General features: G+C 74.0%; 13 protein-coding genes. 7 read left to right on the top strand and 6 right to left on the bottom strand.

The genetic code is table 11. From position 1 onward, the window contains the following. The first annotated feature begins 14 nt into the window (after positions 1 to 14). From ectB to thpD, 3 genes are read left to right on the top strand one after another with little or no spacing between them, the layout of a single operon-like run. Positions 15 to 1,283, top strand: coding sequence for a diaminobutyrate--2-oxoglutarate transaminase (gene ectB, locus ACGF15_RS17895; protein WP_345615709.1), 1,269 nt, complete (start codon positions 15 to 17; stop codon positions 1,281 to 1,283). Between the two features lie 36 nt (positions 1,284 to 1,319). Further along, positions 1,320 to 1,718, top strand: a complete 399-nt coding sequence (locus tag ACGF15_RS17900) for an ectoine synthase (protein WP_256526899.1) — start codon at positions 1,320 to 1,322, stop codon at positions 1,716 to 1,718. Positions 1,719 to 1,721: 3 nt separating this feature from the next. Continuing rightward, the gene (thpD, locus tag ACGF15_RS17905) at positions 1,722 to 2,618 is read left to right on the top strand and encodes an ectoine hydroxylase (protein ID WP_345615710.1); all 897 of its coding nucleotides are present in this window, start codon (positions 1,722 to 1,724) and stop codon (positions 2,616 to 2,618) included. A 132-nt stretch (positions 2,619 to 2,750) separates the two neighbouring features. Here thpD and ACGF15_RS17910 read toward each other — a convergent pair whose 3' ends face one another. Continuing rightward, on the bottom strand, positions 2,751 to 3,848 hold the full coding sequence (locus tag ACGF15_RS17910; RefSeq protein ID WP_345615711.1) for an alkene reductase: 1,098 nt from the start codon (positions 3,846 to 3,848) through the stop codon (positions 2,751 to 2,753). Between the two features lie 198 nt (positions 3,849 to 4,046). Here ACGF15_RS17910 and ACGF15_RS17915 point away from each other — a divergent pair, with 198 nt between their 5' ends. After that, a complete protein-coding gene (locus ACGF15_RS17915) occupies positions 4,047 to 4,610 on the top strand; it encodes a MarR family winged helix-turn-helix transcriptional regulator (protein ID WP_345615712.1) in 564 nt (187 codons plus the stop codon). Positions 4,611 to 4,659: 49 nt separating this feature from the next. On the opposite strand, the gene ACGF15_RS17920 is transcribed toward ACGF15_RS17915, so the two are convergent. Both ACGF15_RS17920 and ACGF15_RS17925 read right to left on the bottom strand, forming a co-directional pair. Further along, the gene (locus ACGF15_RS17920; protein ID WP_392800020.1) at positions 4,660 to 5,751 is read right to left on the bottom strand and encodes an aminotransferase class V-fold PLP-dependent enzyme; all 1,092 of its coding nucleotides are present in this window, start codon (positions 5,749 to 5,751) and stop codon (positions 4,660 to 4,662) included. A 162-nt stretch (positions 5,752 to 5,913) separates the two neighbouring features. Beyond that, on the bottom strand, positions 5,914 to 6,660 hold the full coding sequence (locus ACGF15_RS17925) for a DsbA family oxidoreductase (RefSeq protein WP_345615715.1): 747 nt from the start codon (positions 6,658 to 6,660) through the stop codon (positions 5,914 to 5,916). Between the two features lie 324 nt (positions 6,661 to 6,984). Between ACGF15_RS17925 and ACGF15_RS17930 the strand changes: the two genes are divergently transcribed. Then, entirely contained in the window at positions 6,985 to 8,184 is a 1,200-nt protein-coding gene (locus ACGF15_RS17930; RefSeq protein ID WP_392800023.1) for a TerD family protein, read from the top strand. A 422-nt stretch (positions 8,185 to 8,606) separates the two neighbouring features. Here the strand turns inward: ACGF15_RS17930 and ACGF15_RS17935 are convergent, their stop codons facing one another. Next, entirely contained in the window at positions 8,607 to 10,115 is a 1,509-nt protein-coding gene (locus tag ACGF15_RS17935) for a hypothetical protein (protein WP_392800026.1), read from the bottom strand. Between the two features lie 286 nt (positions 10,116 to 10,401). Between ACGF15_RS17935 and ACGF15_RS17940 the strand changes: the two genes are divergently transcribed. Next, positions 10,402 to 12,237: an endonuclease/exonuclease/phosphatase family protein gene (locus ACGF15_RS17940; protein WP_345615719.1), complete on the top strand. Its 1,836-nt coding sequence runs from the start codon at positions 10,402 to 10,404 to the stop codon at positions 12,235 to 12,237. A gap of 100 nt (positions 12,238 to 12,337) precedes the next feature. Here the strand turns inward: ACGF15_RS17940 and ACGF15_RS17945 are convergent, their stop codons facing one another. Together ACGF15_RS17945 and dapD are read right to left on the bottom strand one after the other, a co-directional pair. Further along, positions 12,338 to 12,772: a VOC family protein gene (locus ACGF15_RS17945; RefSeq protein ID WP_345615721.1), complete on the bottom strand. Its 435-nt coding sequence runs from the start codon at positions 12,770 to 12,772 to the stop codon at positions 12,338 to 12,340. A gap of 276 nt (positions 12,773 to 13,048) precedes the next feature. Continuing rightward, positions 13,049 to 14,050, bottom strand: coding sequence for a 2,3,4,5-tetrahydropyridine-2,6-dicarboxylate N-succinyltransferase (dapD, locus tag ACGF15_RS17950; protein ID WP_345615722.1), 1,002 nt, complete (start codon positions 14,048 to 14,050; stop codon positions 13,049 to 13,051). 201 nt (positions 14,051 to 14,251) lie between these two features. Here dapD and ACGF15_RS17955 point away from each other — a divergent pair, with 201 nt between their 5' ends. After that, complete coding sequence (locus tag ACGF15_RS17955; RefSeq protein ID WP_392800031.1) at positions 14,252 to 15,541, top strand: PucR family transcriptional regulator; 1,290 nt, start codon at positions 14,252 to 14,254, stop codon at positions 15,539 to 15,541. Positions 15,542 to 15,830 lie beyond the last annotated feature (289 nt).

Raw genomic sequence — 15,830 nt, forward strand, 5'->3', positions numbered from 1 at the left:
CCTTGGAGACCGCCGTGACCATCACCCCTCCCGCCCTCAGCGTCTTCCAGACCCTCGAGTCCGAGGTCCGCAGCTACTGCCGCGGCTGGCCCGCCGTCTTCGACCGCGCGCAGGGCAGCTATCTGCACGACGAGGACGGCCACACCTACCTGGACTTCTTCGCCGGTGCCGGCTCGCTCAACTACGGGCACAACAACCCGGTCCTGAAACGCGCTCTGATCGACTACCTGGAGCGCGACGGCATCACCCACGGCCTGGACATGGCCACCGCGGCCAAGCGCGCCTTCCTGGAGTCCTTCGAGAACGTCGTGCTGCGCCCGCGCGACCTGCCCTACAAGGTCATGTTCCCCGGGCCGACGGGCACCAACGCCGTCGAGGCCGCGCTCAAGCTGGCCCGCAAGGTCAAGGGCCGCGAGGCGATCGTCTCGTTCACCAACGCCTTCCACGGCATGTCCCTGGGCTCGCTGGCCGTCACCGGCAACGCCTTCAAGCGGGCCGGCGCGGGCATCCCGCTGGTCCACGGCACCCCGATGCCCTTCGACAACTACTTCGACGGCCAGGTCCCGGACTTCCTGTGGTTCGAGCGCCTGCTGGAGGACCAGGGCTCCGGCCTGAACAAGCCGGCCGCGGTGATCGTGGAGACGGTCCAGGGCGAGGGCGGCATCAACGTCGCGCGCCCCGAGTGGCTGCGCGCCCTCAAGGACCTGTGCGAGCGCCAGGACATGCTGCTGATCGTCGACGACATCCAGATGGGCTGCGGCCGCACGGGCGGCTTCTTCTCCTTCGAGGAGGCCGGCATCACGCCGGACATCGTGACGCTGTCGAAGTCCATCAGCGGCTACGGACTGCCCATGTCCCTGTGCCTGTTCCGCGCCGAGCTGGACATCTGGGAGCCCGGGGAGCACAACGGCACCTTCCGCGGCAACAACCCGGCGTTCGTGACCGCCGCGGCCGCCCTGAACACCTACTGGACCGACGGGCAGATGGAGAAGCAGACCCTCGCCCGCGGCGAGCAGGTCGAGCGCGCGCTGCTGGCGATCGTCGACGAGGAGGGCGGCCAGGGACTCAGCTTCCGGGGCCGCGGGCTCGTCTGGGGCATCGAGTTCGACGACCACAGCCGCGCCGGCAGAATCTGCTCCCGCGCCTTCGAGCTCGGCCTGCTGCTGGAGACGTCCGGCCCGGAGAGCGAGGTCGTCAAGCTGCTGCCGCCCCTCACGGTCTCCCCGGACGAGCTGGACGAGGGCCTGCGCATCCTGGCCCGGGCCGTCCGCGAGACCGCCTGACCCACCGCAACACCACCGAAAGGGAAGCAACGTACCGTGATCGTCCGATCGCTCAAGGACATCGAGAACACCGATCGCCATGTGCGGGCCGCGTCCGGCACGTGGGAGAGCAAGCGCATCGTGCTCGCGAAGGAGAAGGTCGGCTTCTCGCTCCACGAGACCGTGCTCTACGCGGGCACGGAGACGTCGATGTGGTACGCGAACCACATCGAGGCCGTGCTCTGCGTGGAGGGCGAGGCCGAGCTGACCGACCACGAGACGGGCGAGACGCACTGGATCTCCCCGGGCACGATGTATCTGCTCGACGGGCACGAGCGCCACACGCTCCGCCCGAAGACGGACTTCCGCTGCGTGTGCGTCTTCAACCCGCCCGTGACCGGACGGGAGGACCATGACGAGAACGGCGTGTACCCGCTGCTGACGGAGGAGGACTGAGGCATGACCACCGCACCCGAACGCACCGACCTGTACCCCACCCGGGGCGCCCGCGAGGTGCTGACCCCGCGCAAGGACCCGGTCGTCTGGTCCCCGCCGGGTGCCGCGGGGCCGATCGGGACCGCGGACCTCGCGGGCTTCGAGCGTGACGGTTTCCTCACCGTCGACGAGCTCCTGACCGACGACGAGGTCGCCGTCTACCGGGCCGAGCTGGAGAGGCTGGTCGCCGACCCGGCGGTGCGCGCGGACGAGCGCTCCATCGTCGAGCCGCGCTCCCAGGACGTCCGCTCGGTCTTCGAGGTGCACCGGATCAGCGAGGTCTTCGCCGCCCTGGTGCGCGACGAGCGCGTGGTGGGCCGGGCCCGCCAGATCCTCGGCTCGGAGGTGTACGTCCACCAGTCGCGGATCAACGTGAAGCCCGGCTTCGGCGCCTCCGGCTTCTACTGGCACTCGGACTTCGAGACCTGGCACGCGGAGGACGGACTGCCGAACATGCGCACCGTCTCGGTGTCGATCGCGCTGACCGAGAACCGGGACACCAACGGCGGGCTGATGATCATGCCCGGTTCGCACCGGACCTTCCTGGGCTGCGCCGGTGCCACGCCGAAGGACAACTACAAGAAGTCGCTCCAGATGCAGGACGCGGGCACGCCGTCGGACGAGGCGCTCACCGGCCTGGCGGGCGAGCACGGGATCCGGCTGTTCACCGGCCGCGCGGGCTCGGCGACCTGGTTCGACTGCAACTGCATGCACGGCTCGGGCGACAACATCACCCCGTACCCGCGCAGCAACGTCTTCATCGTGTTCAACAGCGTGGAGAACACCGCGGAGGAGCCCTTCTCCGCTCCCGTGCGGCGCCCGGAGTTCATCGGGGCCCGGGACTTCACCCCGGTGACGTAGCACCCGCACGACGGGCGGGGCGTCCGCCGCCCCCGTCCGGGCGTCGGCCGGCACACGGCCGGGGCAGGTCCTCCTCAGGAGACCTGCCCCGGCCGTGTGCCGTCGTGCGCCGTGCGGCCGGGCCGTACGGGGTCAGCCCTGCGCGGCGGCGCCCTCCTCCGCGGGCAGTGCGGGGTAGTCCGTGTAGCCGCGGTGGTCGCCCCCGAAGAACGTGGCGGGGTCGGGGGTGTTGAACGGGCCCCCGGCACGCAGCCGGCGCGGCAGGTCGGGGTTGGCGAGGAAGAGCGCCCCGAAGGCCACCAGGTCCGCGACGCCGTCCTCGACCAGGGTCAGCGACTCGGGTCCGGTCGGCCCCTCGGTCGCCGGGTTCAGCACCAGGGTGCCGGAGAACAGCTTGCGCAGGGTGAGCACCAGTTCGCGCTGGGCGGGGCCGCTCTCGACGACGTGGAGATAGGCGAGCCCGAGCGGCTCGACGGCCTCGGCCAGGGCCGTGTAGACCGGCTCGGGGTCCGGCTCGTCGATGTCGTTGAACGGGTTGCCGGGCGAGATCCGCAGCGCCGTGCGGTCGGCGCCGATCTCCTGGGCGACCGCCCTGGCGGCCTCCACGGCGAAACGGGTGCGCGCCTCGTCGCCGCCGCCCCACGCGTCGGTGCGCAGGTTGGTCCCGGGGGCCAGGAACTGGTGGATCAGATAGCCGTTGGCACCGTGCAGCTCAACCCCGTCGAAGCCGGCCTCGACGGCGTTGCGCGCCGCGGCCGCGAAGTCGGCGATGGTGGCCCGCACCTGGTCGCCGGTGAGCTCGGCGGGGGTGACGAAGTCCCGCGGGCCGGTGTGGGTGTAGATCTGCCCGCGGGCGGCGACCGGCGAGGGGCCGACGGGGGTGAGGCCGTCCGGGAGCAGGGAGGGGTGGCCGATCCGGCCTGCGTGCATGAGCTGGGCGAAGATCGTCCCGCCCGCCTCGTGCACCGCGTCGGTGACCTCGCGCCAGGCGGCGACCTGCTCGGCGGTGTGCAGTCCGGGGGTGTCCGGGTAGCCCTGGCCGACGGGCGAGGGCTGGATCCCCTCCGTGACGATCAGCCCCGCCCCGGCGCGCTGCCGGTAGTACTCGGTGGTGGCGGCCGTGGGCGTCAGGCCGGGACCGTGGGCGCGGCTGCGGGTCATCGGCGCCATGACGATGCGGTTGGCGAGCCGGCGGCCGCCGAGCAGGACCGGGTCGAAGGCTGTGGTCATGAGGATCTCCCAGGTTTATATGGTCGGCCAATGATTCCGACGGGAGTCACTGTAGCGCATTACTTGGCCAGCCAAGATAAAATGTGTGACAGCATGTGGGGCGGGCCCGCGACCGCCGCACCGGCGGAAGGGCGGCCCGGCACCCGCCACCCGAGAGCAGCCCGCGGCCCGACGGCGGTCCGCGGCCGAGGAGGCCCCATGTCCGGCGCCCAGGGCGACGCAGCCTGCGGTGACGCCCTTCCGTTCGCCGCGCGCGGGGGCCCCGTCAGCCACGCCCTGTCACGGGTGGCCAGGCTGCACCGCATCGCCGCCGGGAAGCTCCTGCGGCGCCTCGACCTCTACCCCGGCCAGGAGTTCGTGATGATGCGGCTGTGGGGCGCCGGACCGGTCCGCCAGTCCGAACTGATCCGGGGCGTCGGCCTCGACCCCTCGACCGTGACCAAGATGCTCCAGCGCCTGGAGCAGACCGGGCACGTCCGCCGCGGCCCCGACCCGTCCGATCGCCGGGCGGTGCTCGTCGAGGCGACCGAGCGCAGCTGCTCCCTGCTGACGGAGGTCACCGCGGCGTGGACCGAGCTGGAGGAGTGGTCCCTGGCCGGCCTGGAACCCGGGGAGCGGCAGGAGCTGGCCCGGCTGCTGGGCAAGGTCGAGGCCAACCTCTGCGTGGAGTCGGCGGACTGCCCCCTCGGGCGGGAGGCCGCGGCGCCCGAGGGCCTCGCCGTGCCGGAGTGCGCCGCCGAGCCCGGCCCCGTCCCGGGCTGAGCCGAGCGGCGCTCCGGGGCGGGCGCCCGGCGCGCGGTTCCGGGGCTGCTCAGGCCCGCTTCCCCACGGCCCGCTCGATCGCGTCCAGCGCGCGGTCCACGTCGTGCGCGGTGTTGTACAGGTGGAAGGCGGCCCGCAGGTTCCCCGCCCGCGCCGACACCGAGATGCCGTCGGCGGCCAGCGCCTCGGCGCACCCGCCGAGCCCGGTCACCCCCACGACGGCCGAAGCCGCCTGCACCGGCTCCCGGCCGAGGGCCTCCAGACCGGCGCGGAAGCGGTCGGCCAGGCTCAGCGCATGGGCATGGAGCGCCTCGGTGCCGACCTCCTCCACCAGGGCCAGCGACTGGCGCCCGGCGTGGTAGGAGAGGAAGGCCGGGGGCTCGTCGTAGCGGCGCGCCGAGTGGGCGAGTTCGCCGATGGGGCCGTACACCGTCTCCCACAGCCGCTCCGCGGCGAAGGTGCCCGCGTGCATCGGCAGCAGCGTGCGCTGCGCCTCCTCCGTCACCGTCAGGAAGGACACCCCGCGGGGGCAGAGCAGGAACTTGAAGCCGCCGGTCACGGTGTAGTCCCACTCCCCCGCGCGCAGCGGCAGCCAGCCCGCCGACTGGCTCGCGTCGAGCAGCGTGCGCGCCCCGTGCGCCGCGGCCGCCGCCCGGACGGCCTCCAGATCGGCCACGCGGCCGTCCGAGGACTGCACCGAGGACAGCGCGACGAGCGCCGTGTCCGGCCCGACCGCCTCGGCCAGCGACTCCAGCGGTGCGAAGCGCGCCGTGAGGTCGCCGCGCACCGTGAAGGGTGTGATCACGGAGGCGTACTCGCCCTCGGGGAAGAGGACTTCCGCCCCGCGCGGCATCGACGCGGCGATCAGCCCGACATGGACGGAGACCGATCCGCCGACGGCCACCCGGGTCGCGTCCACACCCGCGATCCGGGCGAAGGAGGCCCGCACCGCCTCGACGGCGGCCCAGTCCCCGGAGCCGCCCGCCCGCCCGTCGGCCAGCTCCTGCGCCAGCCTGCCCACGGCGCGCACCGCCCGGTGCGGCAGCAGCCCGCAGAGCGAGGTGTTGAGGTAGGTCGAGGCGGGCGCGAACTCGGCTGCGGCCAGCGGATGAAGGCCGGGGGTGCTCGGTGTCGTCTCCATGTGATCACCCTGGTCCGCGCACGGCCGCCGGTCAACCGGCGGGGCCGGGCCGGGTGTTGGCCGGTACGGTGCCGCCATCGCCCGCGCCCGGCCGCGGGCCCTTCGCGCGGAGCACGCACCCGCCGTGCTCGCCTTCGAGCGGCGGGGAGGGCGGGACGGCCCTCAGCGGGCGGGGACCTCGCAGGCCCCGTCGGCGTCGCAGGCGGCGGCCCCGCCGGGGCCGGCGGGGTGCCGGGCCTCCGGCACCGCGCCGGTCGCGGGCCCGGTGTCCTGGCGGCCCCGCCACGCCTGCTCCAGAGCCTGGGTGAACAGCTCGGCCGGCTGGCCGCCCGAGACCCCGTAGCGCCGGTCGAAGACGAAGAACGGCACACCGGTGGCGCCGAGCGAGGCCGCCTCGCTCTCGTCGGCCCGCACCTCCTCGGCGTAGGCCGCGGGGTCGTCGAGCACGGCGCGCACCTCGGCCTCCTCCAGCCCGGCCTCGACGCCCAGGTCCACCAGGACGGCGCGGTCGAAGACGGAGCGCTCCTCGGCGAAGTTCGCACGGTAGGCGAGCGAGAGCAGCGCGTCCTGGCGGCCGCGGGCCTTGGCGAGGTGGAGCAGCCGGTGGATGTCGAAGGTGCTGCCGTGGTCGCGGCCCTCGGTGCGGTAGCCGAGCCCCTCGGCGCGGGCGTTGGAGGCGACGTGCTCCTCCATGGCGCGGGCCTCGTCGAGGGTGCGGCCGTACTTCCGCGCGAGCATGTCGATCACCGGGGCGACGTCTCCCGGCGCGCGGTGCGGGTCGAGCTCGAAGGAGCGGTGCACCACCTCGACCGCGTCGCGGTGGGCGAACGCGGCGAGCCCCTTCTCGAAGCGGGCCTTGCCGATGTAGCACCAGGGACACGCCACGTCGGACCAGATCTCGACACGCATGGTTCTCTCATCACTCCAGGTCGTACGGGTCTGCCGCCGGTTGCGACGGCGGCCGCAGGGGGAACACCGCGGCGGCGCCCCGCATTCCGCCCGGCTTCCGGTCCGCCCCGTCCGGGGCGGCGGACCGGGCACCGGTGGCCCGGAAACCCGGGGCGGGGCGTCACGAGAGCCCGACCGCGGCGACGGGCGTCCCCCCGAGCCGGTCGCCGAAGGGACCGGAGGAGCGCCTCGGGAGCACGGGGCCGAGGAGCGCCCGGGAGCACGGGGCCGAAAGAGTAAGGGAACGGTAAAGCGGACTCGCTCGTTACGCCTTTCATGACAGCTATGACCCCCGGCTCGAACATCCCTCTCACCGCCGTGCGCGTGGCGGTGGACGTCACCGCCCCGGTGCGGCTCGACGTATCGGGCCTGCTGCTCACCGCCGACGGCAAGGTGCGCTCCGACGACGACTTCATCTTCTACAACCAGCCGCAGGGCCCCGGTGTCAGCTACCGGTCCGGCGGCGGGACGGCCCCGGACGCGGTGGTGGTGGACACCGCGGCGGTCCCGCCCGGTATCGAGAGGGTCGTCGTCACGGCGAGCCCGGACGCGGCGGGGCAGACCTTCCAGGGCATCGAGCCGACCGCGACCGTCCGCAACGCCGACGACGGCAGCGCGCTGGCCTCGTTCACGCCGCCCCGGCTGGGGTCCGAGACGGCGCTGGTGGTGGTCGAGCTCTACCGCCGCGGCGGGGCGTGGAAGGCCCGGGCGGTGGGCCAGGGCTACGCGAACGGCCTGGCGGGCATCGCGACCGACTTCGGCGTGTCGGTGGACGAGGCTCCCCCCGCCGCCGCGGCCCCCGCGGCTCCTCCGATGCCCCCCGCACCCCCGGCTCCCCCCGTCGCCGCGGTTCCGGCCGCCGCGCCCCAGGCCCCGCCCGCGCCCCCGGCGCCCGCGCCCGGTGCGGGGAAGGTGAACCTGGACAAGGGCCGGGTCAGCCTGCGCAAGAACGAGACGGTGTCGCTGGTCAAGGGCGGGCGCCCGCTGCTCTCCCAGGTGAAGATGGGCCTCGGCTGGGAGCCCGCGTTCCGGGGCAAGGACATCGACCTGGACGCCTCGGTCATCGCCTACGGCCCCCGGCGCAACCACCTGGACAGCTGCTACTTCGGCAAGCTCTCCATCCTCAACGGCGCCATCAAGCACTCCGGGGACAACCTGACGGGCGAGGGCGCGGGCGACGACGAGGTCATCGTGGTGGACCTGGGCCGCCTGCCCGCCGACGCCACGGGTCTGGTGTTCACGGTGAACTCCTTCTCCGGGCAGAAGTTCACCGAGGTCGCCAAGGCGTACTGCCGCCTGATCGACGCCGCCACCGGGGAGGAGCTGGTGCGCTTCGACCTCACGGACGCCGAGCCCCAGACCGGCGTCATCATGGCGAAGCTGATCCGCCAGTTCTCCGGCGAGTGGGAGATGACGGCGATGGGCGACTTCGTGAAGTCGCGTACCGTGCGCGGCATGGTCAAGCCCGCGGCCCAGGCGCTCTGAGCCCCGGGGAGTCCCGCGGGCACGGCGGGAGTCCCCGGCGCCACCGTGCGGAACGGCGAGGGGCGGGTGACCGGGCCCGGGCCCGGAACCGTTCTGCGGGCTGCCGGTGGACACCCCGTACGGCGGCTTCGACGACGGCCCGGCTGCACCCGGTGGCCTCCTCCCCGGGCCGGAGGCACGGGAACGGCCGGCCGGGGCCGTCCTGACGGAGCCGGGCGCGCCGGACGACAGGACGACGACGTCGGCCAGGGGCGGTGTCGCGGTGGCGGCGAAGGCGTCCGGACCGCCGGTCGTCCTCCCCCGCACGGACGCCGACGGCGGCTGACGGGACCGGCGGACCCGTCGGCCGCCTCTGCTCCTCCACGGGGCGGGGCGGCCGGCATCCGCGCCCCGGCCGGCAGACACGGCGCACGGGGGCGGCCTCAGGCCGCCCCGGTGCGCGAGCGCGCCTTGAACGCCGCCTTGCGGGCCTCCTTGGCGAGGCCCTTGTCCGGGTGCAGGGTCCCCATGGCCTCCAGCACCCGTGCGGTCGCCGGGTGGTCGACCCGCCAGGCCGCGTCGAAGAAGCCCCGGTGCTGGCCCACCAGCCCCTCCACGAGTTCCCGGAGTTCGCCCGTCTCTCCGCCGGCGGCCAGCTGGGCGGCGATCGTGTCGACGGCGAGCCAGAAGACCATCGACTCGGGCGGGGGCGGCACGTCCGCGGCACCGTGCTCGGCGAGCCACACCCGGGCCAGTCCGCCCAGTTCGGCGTCGTCGAGCACCGCGCGCACCGGGGCCTCGGCCCGGGGGCCGACGAGGGCCAGCGCCTGCTGGCAGTGCAGTCGGCGCAGCGGCCCGCCCTCGTCGCGCCCCCGGGCGGCGGCGAGCAGTTCACGGGCGGCCTCGGCCGGCGGACGCGGGGCGAGCCACTGCTCGGTCTCGGCGTGGACGGCGGCCTCGGGATAGTGGGCGAGCCCGTCCAGCAGGACGTCGGCGCCCTTGTCCGCGAGCTCGCCCACGGCGGGTGCCGCGAGCCCGGCCTCCAGCAGCCGCGCGCGGACGCCGTACAGGCCGAGCGCGGTGAGGCGGACCAGGCCGTAGCGGCTGAGGTCCTCCTCCGCGGGCTCCTCCCCGTCGTCGGCGTCGTCCTCGGCGGCCATCAGCGCCTCGTCGACGGGCTGGTAGGCCACCAGCCCGATCGGCTCCAGCAGCCGGAACTGGTCGTCCAGGCGCATCATCGCCTCGGAGACCTGCTCCAGCACCTCGTCGGTGGGCTCCGCCATATCCTCCGGCACGACCACCGAGGCGGCGAGGGCCGGGAGGGGGACCGCCGCGGCCTCGGCGCCTTCCGAGACCGTGAGGAGGTAGAGGTTGAGGAGGACGCCCTCCAGGAACTCGGCCTCGGCCTCGGGGTCCCAGTCGAGCGCCTCGAAGTCGATCTCGCCGTCCTCGCCGACGAGCGCGCCGATGTCGTCCACGACGGGCGCCTCCGCGTCGGCGAGCGCCACGTCGAGGGCGTCCAGCCACAGTCCGAGGACGTCCTTCGGCGAACCCCGGGTGACCAGCGCCAGGTTGGCCCCCGCGACGGCACCGCCCGTCGCCTCCCCGGCCGTGCTCCCCGCCGGTCCGCCGGGGGCCCCGGCGGGCTCGGGCCCGTCCTCGTCCTGCGGGTCCTCGACGTCCACGAGGCCGGTGTCGACGGCGACCCGCCACGCCTCGCTGGCGTAGGCCGGGCCGTCGTCGTCGGGACCGTCGGGCAGCCCCAGCTCCCGCGCGGCGGGCGCGAGTTGCTCCTCGACGAGTTCGCCGCCCGCACCGACCCGGGTCCCCGGGCCCGCCCAGCGCGCGAGCCGCACGGCCCGCGCGAGCAGCGGGGCGGCGAGGGCGTCCCGGGCCAGTTCCGCGTCCGAGGGCAGCAGCACCGGCGGGAGGGCGGGGCGGTCTTCTGGCATCTGGATCGGGTCTCCTCCGCGCGTACGGGCCCGGTCGGCCTCGTGGGCTCTGTCGGGGCACGTCCAGCCTAGTGCCCCGGGGGCCGGGGTTCGCCCCGTCCGGGCGGCCGCCGCGCCCCGCCGGGCGCCCCCGGCGGGGCGGTTCACCTGCGCTTCCCTGTACGTACAGACGGCAGCTCTTGACAAGTGGGCTTCCCAGCCAAGAGATTGACGCGCGTAGAGCTTGTCCTGTTCACGACCGTGGAACAGCGCGAAACCCCTCACCTCTCATCACCGGAGTACGTTGATGCCTTCCTCCGTCGTACCGAGAACCCCCGCCGTCGCGGCGCTCGTCGCCGCCGCGCTCGCCGCGGGCCTGCTCGCCGGCTCCACCGGCGCCTCCGCGGCCGAGAACCCCTCGGTGCGCATCCATGACATCCAGGGCACCACCCGTATCTCGCCACTCGCGGGCAGCCAGGTCGCCGACGTGCCGGGCATCGTCACGGGCGTGCGGACCTACGGCTCGCGGGGCTTCTGGATCCAGGACACCCGGCCCGACGACGACCCGGCCACCAGCGAGGGCGTGTTCGTCTACACCGGCTCGGTGCCCACCGTCTCCGTCGGCGACGACGTGCTGGTCTCCGGCACCGTCGGCGAGTACGTCCCCGGCGGGACCTCCTCCGGCAACCAGTCGGTGACCCAGATATCCAAGCCGACCGTGACCGTCCTCTCCCAGGGCAACCCGGTCCCGGCCCCCGTGACCGTGTGGGCCTGGTCGGTGCCGTCGGCGTACGCCCCGCAGGGCGACCCCGAGGACGGGGGCAGCATCAACGGCCGCACTCTGCGCCCCCGTTCGTACGCCCTGGACTACTACGAGTCCCTGGAGGGCACCAACATCCGCATCGGCACCTCGCGGGTGGTCGGGGCCACCAACCCCTACGCCGAGCTGTGGGTGACGGTCAAGCCGTGGGAGCACGCCAACCTGCGCGGTGGCACGGTCTACGGCTCCTACGGCTCCCAGAACACCGGCCGCCTGAAGGTGCAGTCGCTCACCCCGCTGGCCGAGCAGCCCTTCCCGGACGCGAACGTCGGAGACCTTCTGGGCACCACCGAGGGCCCACTCGACTTCAACCAGTACGGCGGCTACACGCTGGCGGCCCGCACCCTCGGCACGGTGCACGACCGCGGCCTGCGTCCGGAGAAGACCCGGCCGCAGCGCTCCGGCGAACTGGCGGTGGCCACCTACAACGTCGAGAACCTCGACCCCTCGGACCCGCAGGAGAAGTTCGACGCCCTCGCCCGGGCGGTCGTGGAGAACCTGGCGTCCCCCGACATCCTCGCCCTGGAGGAGATCCAGGACGACACGGGCAGCAAGAACGACGGCACCGTCTCGGCCGAGCGGACGCTGACCATGTTCACGGACGCGATCAAGGCGGCGGGCGGCCCGGCCTACGAGTGGCGCGCCGTCGACCCGGAGAACAACCAGGACGGCGGCCAGCCCGGCGGCAACATCCGCCAGGTGTTCCTCTTCAACCCCGAGCGGGTGTCCTTCACCGACCGGGGCGCGGCCGACGCCACGACCGCCACCGGGGTGGTGCGCGAGCGGGGCCGCGCGGCGCTGACCCACTCCCCCGGCCGGATCGACCCCGCGAACGCCGCCTGGGAGGACAGCCGCAAGCCGCTGGCGGGCGAGTTCCGCTTCCGGGGGCGCCCGGTGATCGTGATCGCCAACCACTTCGCGTCCAAGGGCGGCGACGAGTCGCTCACCTCGCACCACCAGCCGCCGAACCGCTCCTCGGAGGCGCAGCGCCTGCTCCAGGCGCAGACGGTCAACACCTTCGTGAAGGACGTCCTCGCGACCGAGCGGCGGGCCAGGGTCCTGGTGGTCGGCGACATCAACGACTTCGAGTTCTCGGGGACCACGCGGGCGCTGACACACGGCGGCGTGCTCCACGCGGCGATCACCTCCCTGCCGCGCTCCGAGCGCTACTCCTACGTCTACGACGGCAACAGCCAGGTGCTGGACCAGATCCTGACCAGCCCGGCGATCCGCCGCTTCGCCTACGACAGCGTGCACATCAACGCGGAGTTCGCCGACCAGAACAGCGACCACGACCCGCAGGTGCTGCGCTTCCGCCCGTAGCACCGGCGTCCGGTCCGGCCCGCGCCTCTTCCCCGCGCGGGCCGGACCGGCCCCGGGACGGCGAGCCCTCGGCAGGCGCGTCCCGGGGCCGGAGAACCGGTCAGTCGAGGCAGAACTCGTTGCCCTCGACGTCCTGCATCACGATGCAGGACTCGTTCTCCTCGTCCGCGACCATCGTCCGCACGTGGACCGCGCCGAGCGCGAGGAGTCGTGCGCATTCGGCCTCCAGCGCGGCAAGGCGTTCCTGCCCGACGAGGCCGGTGCCCGCCCGCACGTCGAGGTGCACCCTGTTCTTGGCCGCCTTCCCCTCGGGGACGCGCTGGAAGTACAGCCGGGGGCCGGCGCCCGAAGGGTCCTGGCACGCCGCCCACGAGCCCTGCTTCTCCGGCGGCTGGGCGCGGCGGTAGTCCTCCCAGGTGGCGAACTCCGCCGAGGGCGGGGGCATGACGTACCCCAGCACCTCGCACCAGAAGCGGGCGACGCGCTCGGGTACCGCGCAGTCGAAGGTGACCTGGAACTGCTTGATCGCGGGCATCCGCGCACCGTAGCAAGGGGGCTTCCGCGCCGTCGACGGGGTTTCCCGCGCGCGGCCCGGCCGTCCCGCGTCCAAGCGCAGACCGCAGCCGCAGCCGCAGCCGCAGCCGCAGCGGACCCGGATCTCGCGGGGCGTGTGTCCCGCAACGAGTCGAGCGCCCCCCCCCGGGCCGTGGGAAGGGCGCTCGACGATGACCAGCGTCGACGGCCGCCGACCGCTCGGAGGCAGGTCGGAGCGTTGATCGCCGGGACGGCCGCAGGCCGCGGCCGCCGATGGTCAGTTGTGGCTGTGCAGGACCTCGTTGAGGCCGCCCCACACCGCGTTGTTCGGGCGGGCCTCGACGGCACCGGAGACCGAGTTGCGGCGGAAGAGGATGTTGCTCGCCCCGGACAGCTCCCGCGCCTTGACGATCTGGCCGTCCGGCAGCGTGACGCGGGTGCCCGCCGTCACGTACAGCCCCGCCTCCACGACGCACTCGTCGCCCAGCGCGATGCCCACGCCCGCCTCGGCACCGACGAGGCAGCGCTCGCCGATCACGATGCGGACGTTGCCGCCGCCGGAGAGGGTGCCCATGGTGGAGGCGCCGCCGCCGATGTCCGAGCCGTCCCCGACGACGACGCCCGCGGAGATCCGGCCCTCGACCATGGAGGTGCCGAGGGTGCCGGCGTTGAAGTTGACGAAGCCCTCGTGCATCACGGTGGTGCCCTCGGCGAGGTGGGCGCCGAGGCGCACCCGGTCGGCGTCGGCGATCCGCACGCCCTTGGGAGCCACGTAGTCCGTCATCCGCGGGAACTTGTCGACGGAGGTGACCTGGAGGTGCAGCCCCTCGGCACGGGCGTTGAGCCGTACCTCCTCCAGCCGGTCGACCGCGACGGGGCCGAGGCTCGTCCAGGCCACGTTGGCGAGCAGGCCGAAGACGCCGTCCAGGTTCTGCCCGTGCGGCCGGACCAGCCGGTGGGAGAGCAGGTGGAGACGCAGGTAGGCGTCGTGGGCGTCGAGCGGCTTGTCGTCGAGGGAGGCGATCACCGTGCGGACGGCCACGACCTCGACGCCGCGCCGGGCATCGGTGCCGACGGCCTTGGCGGCACCCGCACCGAGCAGTTCGACGGCCTGCTCGGCCGTCAGCCTCTCGGTGGCCGCGGGGCCGGGCTCCTCGGCGAGCCGGGGCGCGGGGAACCAGGTGTCGAGGACGACGCCCTCGGGGGTGAGGGTGGCCAGGCCGGCGGCGACGGCGCCGGTGGTGCGCTGAGCGGTGGTGCTGTCGGGCGAGTCAGTCATGACAGGAAACCTAACGGTCCGGGGCGCGCGGGAGCGAACCGGTCTCAGGTGCCGGGCGGGGCGCCCCGCGCCCGGCATCCGGCGCGGCGGGGGCGGCGCCCCACGGCGTGCAGCACGCGGGCGCACGCGCCTTGACACCCCGGCTGCGCTGCGGCGACCTTGGTTACCGGGAAGTAAGGACGAGATGTCGGGGGTCTCACCATGGATCGGGGTGTCACGGAGCGGACGGCGGAGGCCGCCGCCTGGGAGCCGCTCTCCTTCGGCGGTGTACCGCTGCAGGCGCGGCTGGCCGCCGCGCTGCCGGAACTCACCTCAGCCGTCCTGGCCCGGCTGGTCGCCCGGGTGCCCGTATACGGGACGCTGCCGACCGAGCAGCTGGGCAGCGAGACCCGGCGCGTGATCGAGCAGGGCATCCGGACCTTCCTCGCGATCCTGCGCTCCGGTGAGCTGCCGGGCGAGGAGCGCCTGCAGGTACTGCGGCAGTCCGCCGCCAAGCGCGCCGAGGAGGGCGTTCCGGTCGAGGCCGTGATCCGGGCCTACCACGTCGGCGCCCAGGAGTGCCTGGCCCGGATGCTCTCCCACGCGGGCCCCGGGGACATGGCTGCCGTCCAGGAGACCGCCCTGCTGGTGCTGCGGTTCGTCGAGCAGATGACCGCCACGGTCGTCGAGGGGTACGTGGCGGTGCGCCACGCCACGGCGGGCGAGGAGCAGCTGGTGCGTCAGGGGGTGCTGACCGCGCTGCTGGACGGCGGGGACGTGCGCGCCGGGGCCCGCGACCGGGGGTTCGAGCTGCCGCCCTGCTACCTGGTGCTCGCCCTGGGCATCGGACTGCACCCGGACGAGAGCGCCGACGGGGTGAGCCCGGTGATCGCCACCAAGCGCAAGCTGCGGCGGCTGCGGGTGGAGCTGGAACGGCACACCGACGGGGCGGTGCTGTCCTCCCTGGGGCCGGACGGCGGGATCGCGCTGGTGCCGCACCGGGTCGGGCCGGGGGAGGTGGGCCCCGGGGACTGGCAGCGGCTGTCGGGGGTGGTCTCCCACATGAGCCGGGTGGCGGGGGTGGAGATCCGGGCCGGGGCGGCGGCGGCCGCGCCGGAGGGGGTGCGCGACGCGGCCCGGCTCGCCCAGGACATCCGCCGGGTGGCGACGGCCTCGGGCAGGGGGCCCGGCCTGCATCTGCTCTCGGAGGTGCTGCTGGAGTACCAGCTGATGCAGCCGGGCCCGGCGCGCGACGCACTCGCGGACCTGATGCGCCCGCTGGAGGGCCGCCCCGAGCTGCTCGGCACGCTGCGGGTCTTCCTGCAGAGCGGGCTGAGCCGGCAGCTCACGGCCGAGCGGCTGCGGATCCACCCGAACACGGTGGACTACCGGCTGCGCCGTGCCGCGGAGGCCACCGGCCTCGACGCGACCTCGGGCAGCGACGTCGTCCGGGTCCGGGCCGCACTCAGCGCCCACGACGCCCGCGCCTCCTGCCCGGCGGGCACTGTCTAGGGCGGGAGGCCGACGGGGCGGCCGGCACGGGCCCGGGGGCCGCACGCCCTGCGGCCCGGTGCGGCACGGACCGCCGCCTTACACGCGATGGTGACGTTCAGTGGCGGAACAGGTGGGGGCACCTCGGGAAATGAAGCCTTCCCAACCGCGAGGTGAAGGCACCTCTGTACCCTGTACTGGTTCAACTTCGATCCAGACATCGTCGGACCGAGTTGAACACGCATTGTCACGCAATCCCGCACGAGTATCTTCCATCGAAAGATCCAACGGCAGGAACGCGCGCCCCGCC

This window comes from Streptomyces sp. NPDC048001 (genome assembly GCF_043203115.1).
Classification (GTDB): Bacteria; Actinomycetota; Actinomycetes; order Streptomycetales; family Streptomycetaceae; genus Streptomyces; species Streptomyces sanyensis.

Excerpts from the sequence above, each read along its gene's own strand:
- ACGF15_RS17920 (WP_392800020.1), bottom strand. The coding sequence starts at position 5,751 with ATGGAGACGACACCGAGCACCCCCGGCCTTCATCCGCTGGCCGCAGCC.
- ACGF15_RS17935 (WP_392800026.1), bottom strand. The coding sequence starts at position 10,115 with ATGCCAGAAGACCGCCCCGCCCTCCCGCCGGTGCTGCTGCCCTCGGAC.
- ACGF15_RS17925 (WP_345615715.1), bottom strand. The coding sequence starts at position 6,660 with ATGCGTGTCGAGATCTGGTCCGACGTGGCGTGTCCCTGGTGCTACATC.
- dapD (WP_345615722.1), bottom strand. The coding sequence starts at position 14,050 with ATGACTGACTCGCCCGACAGCACCACCGCTCAGCGCACCACCGGCGCC.
- ACGF15_RS17955 (WP_392800031.1), top strand. The coding sequence starts at position 14,252 with ATGGATCGGGGTGTCACGGAGCGGACGGCGGAGGCCGCCGCCTGGGAG.
- thpD (WP_345615710.1), top strand. The coding sequence starts at position 1,722 with ATGACCACCGCACCCGAACGCACCGACCTGTACCCCACCCGGGGCGCC.
- ACGF15_RS17930 (WP_392800023.1), top strand. The coding sequence starts at position 6,985 with ATGACCCCCGGCTCGAACATCCCTCTCACCGCCGTGCGCGTGGCGGTG.
- ACGF15_RS17945 (WP_345615721.1), bottom strand. The coding sequence starts at position 12,772 with ATGCCCGCGATCAAGCAGTTCCAGGTCACCTTCGACTGCGCGGTACCC.
- ACGF15_RS17915 (WP_345615712.1), top strand. The coding sequence starts at position 4,047 with ATGTCCGGCGCCCAGGGCGACGCAGCCTGCGGTGACGCCCTTCCGTTC.
- ACGF15_RS17940 (WP_345615719.1), top strand. The coding sequence starts at position 10,402 with ATGCCTTCCTCCGTCGTACCGAGAACCCCCGCCGTCGCGGCGCTCGTC.
- ACGF15_RS17910 (WP_345615711.1), bottom strand. The coding sequence starts at position 3,848 with ATGACCACAGCCTTCGACCCGGTCCTGCTCGGCGGCCGCCGGCTCGCC.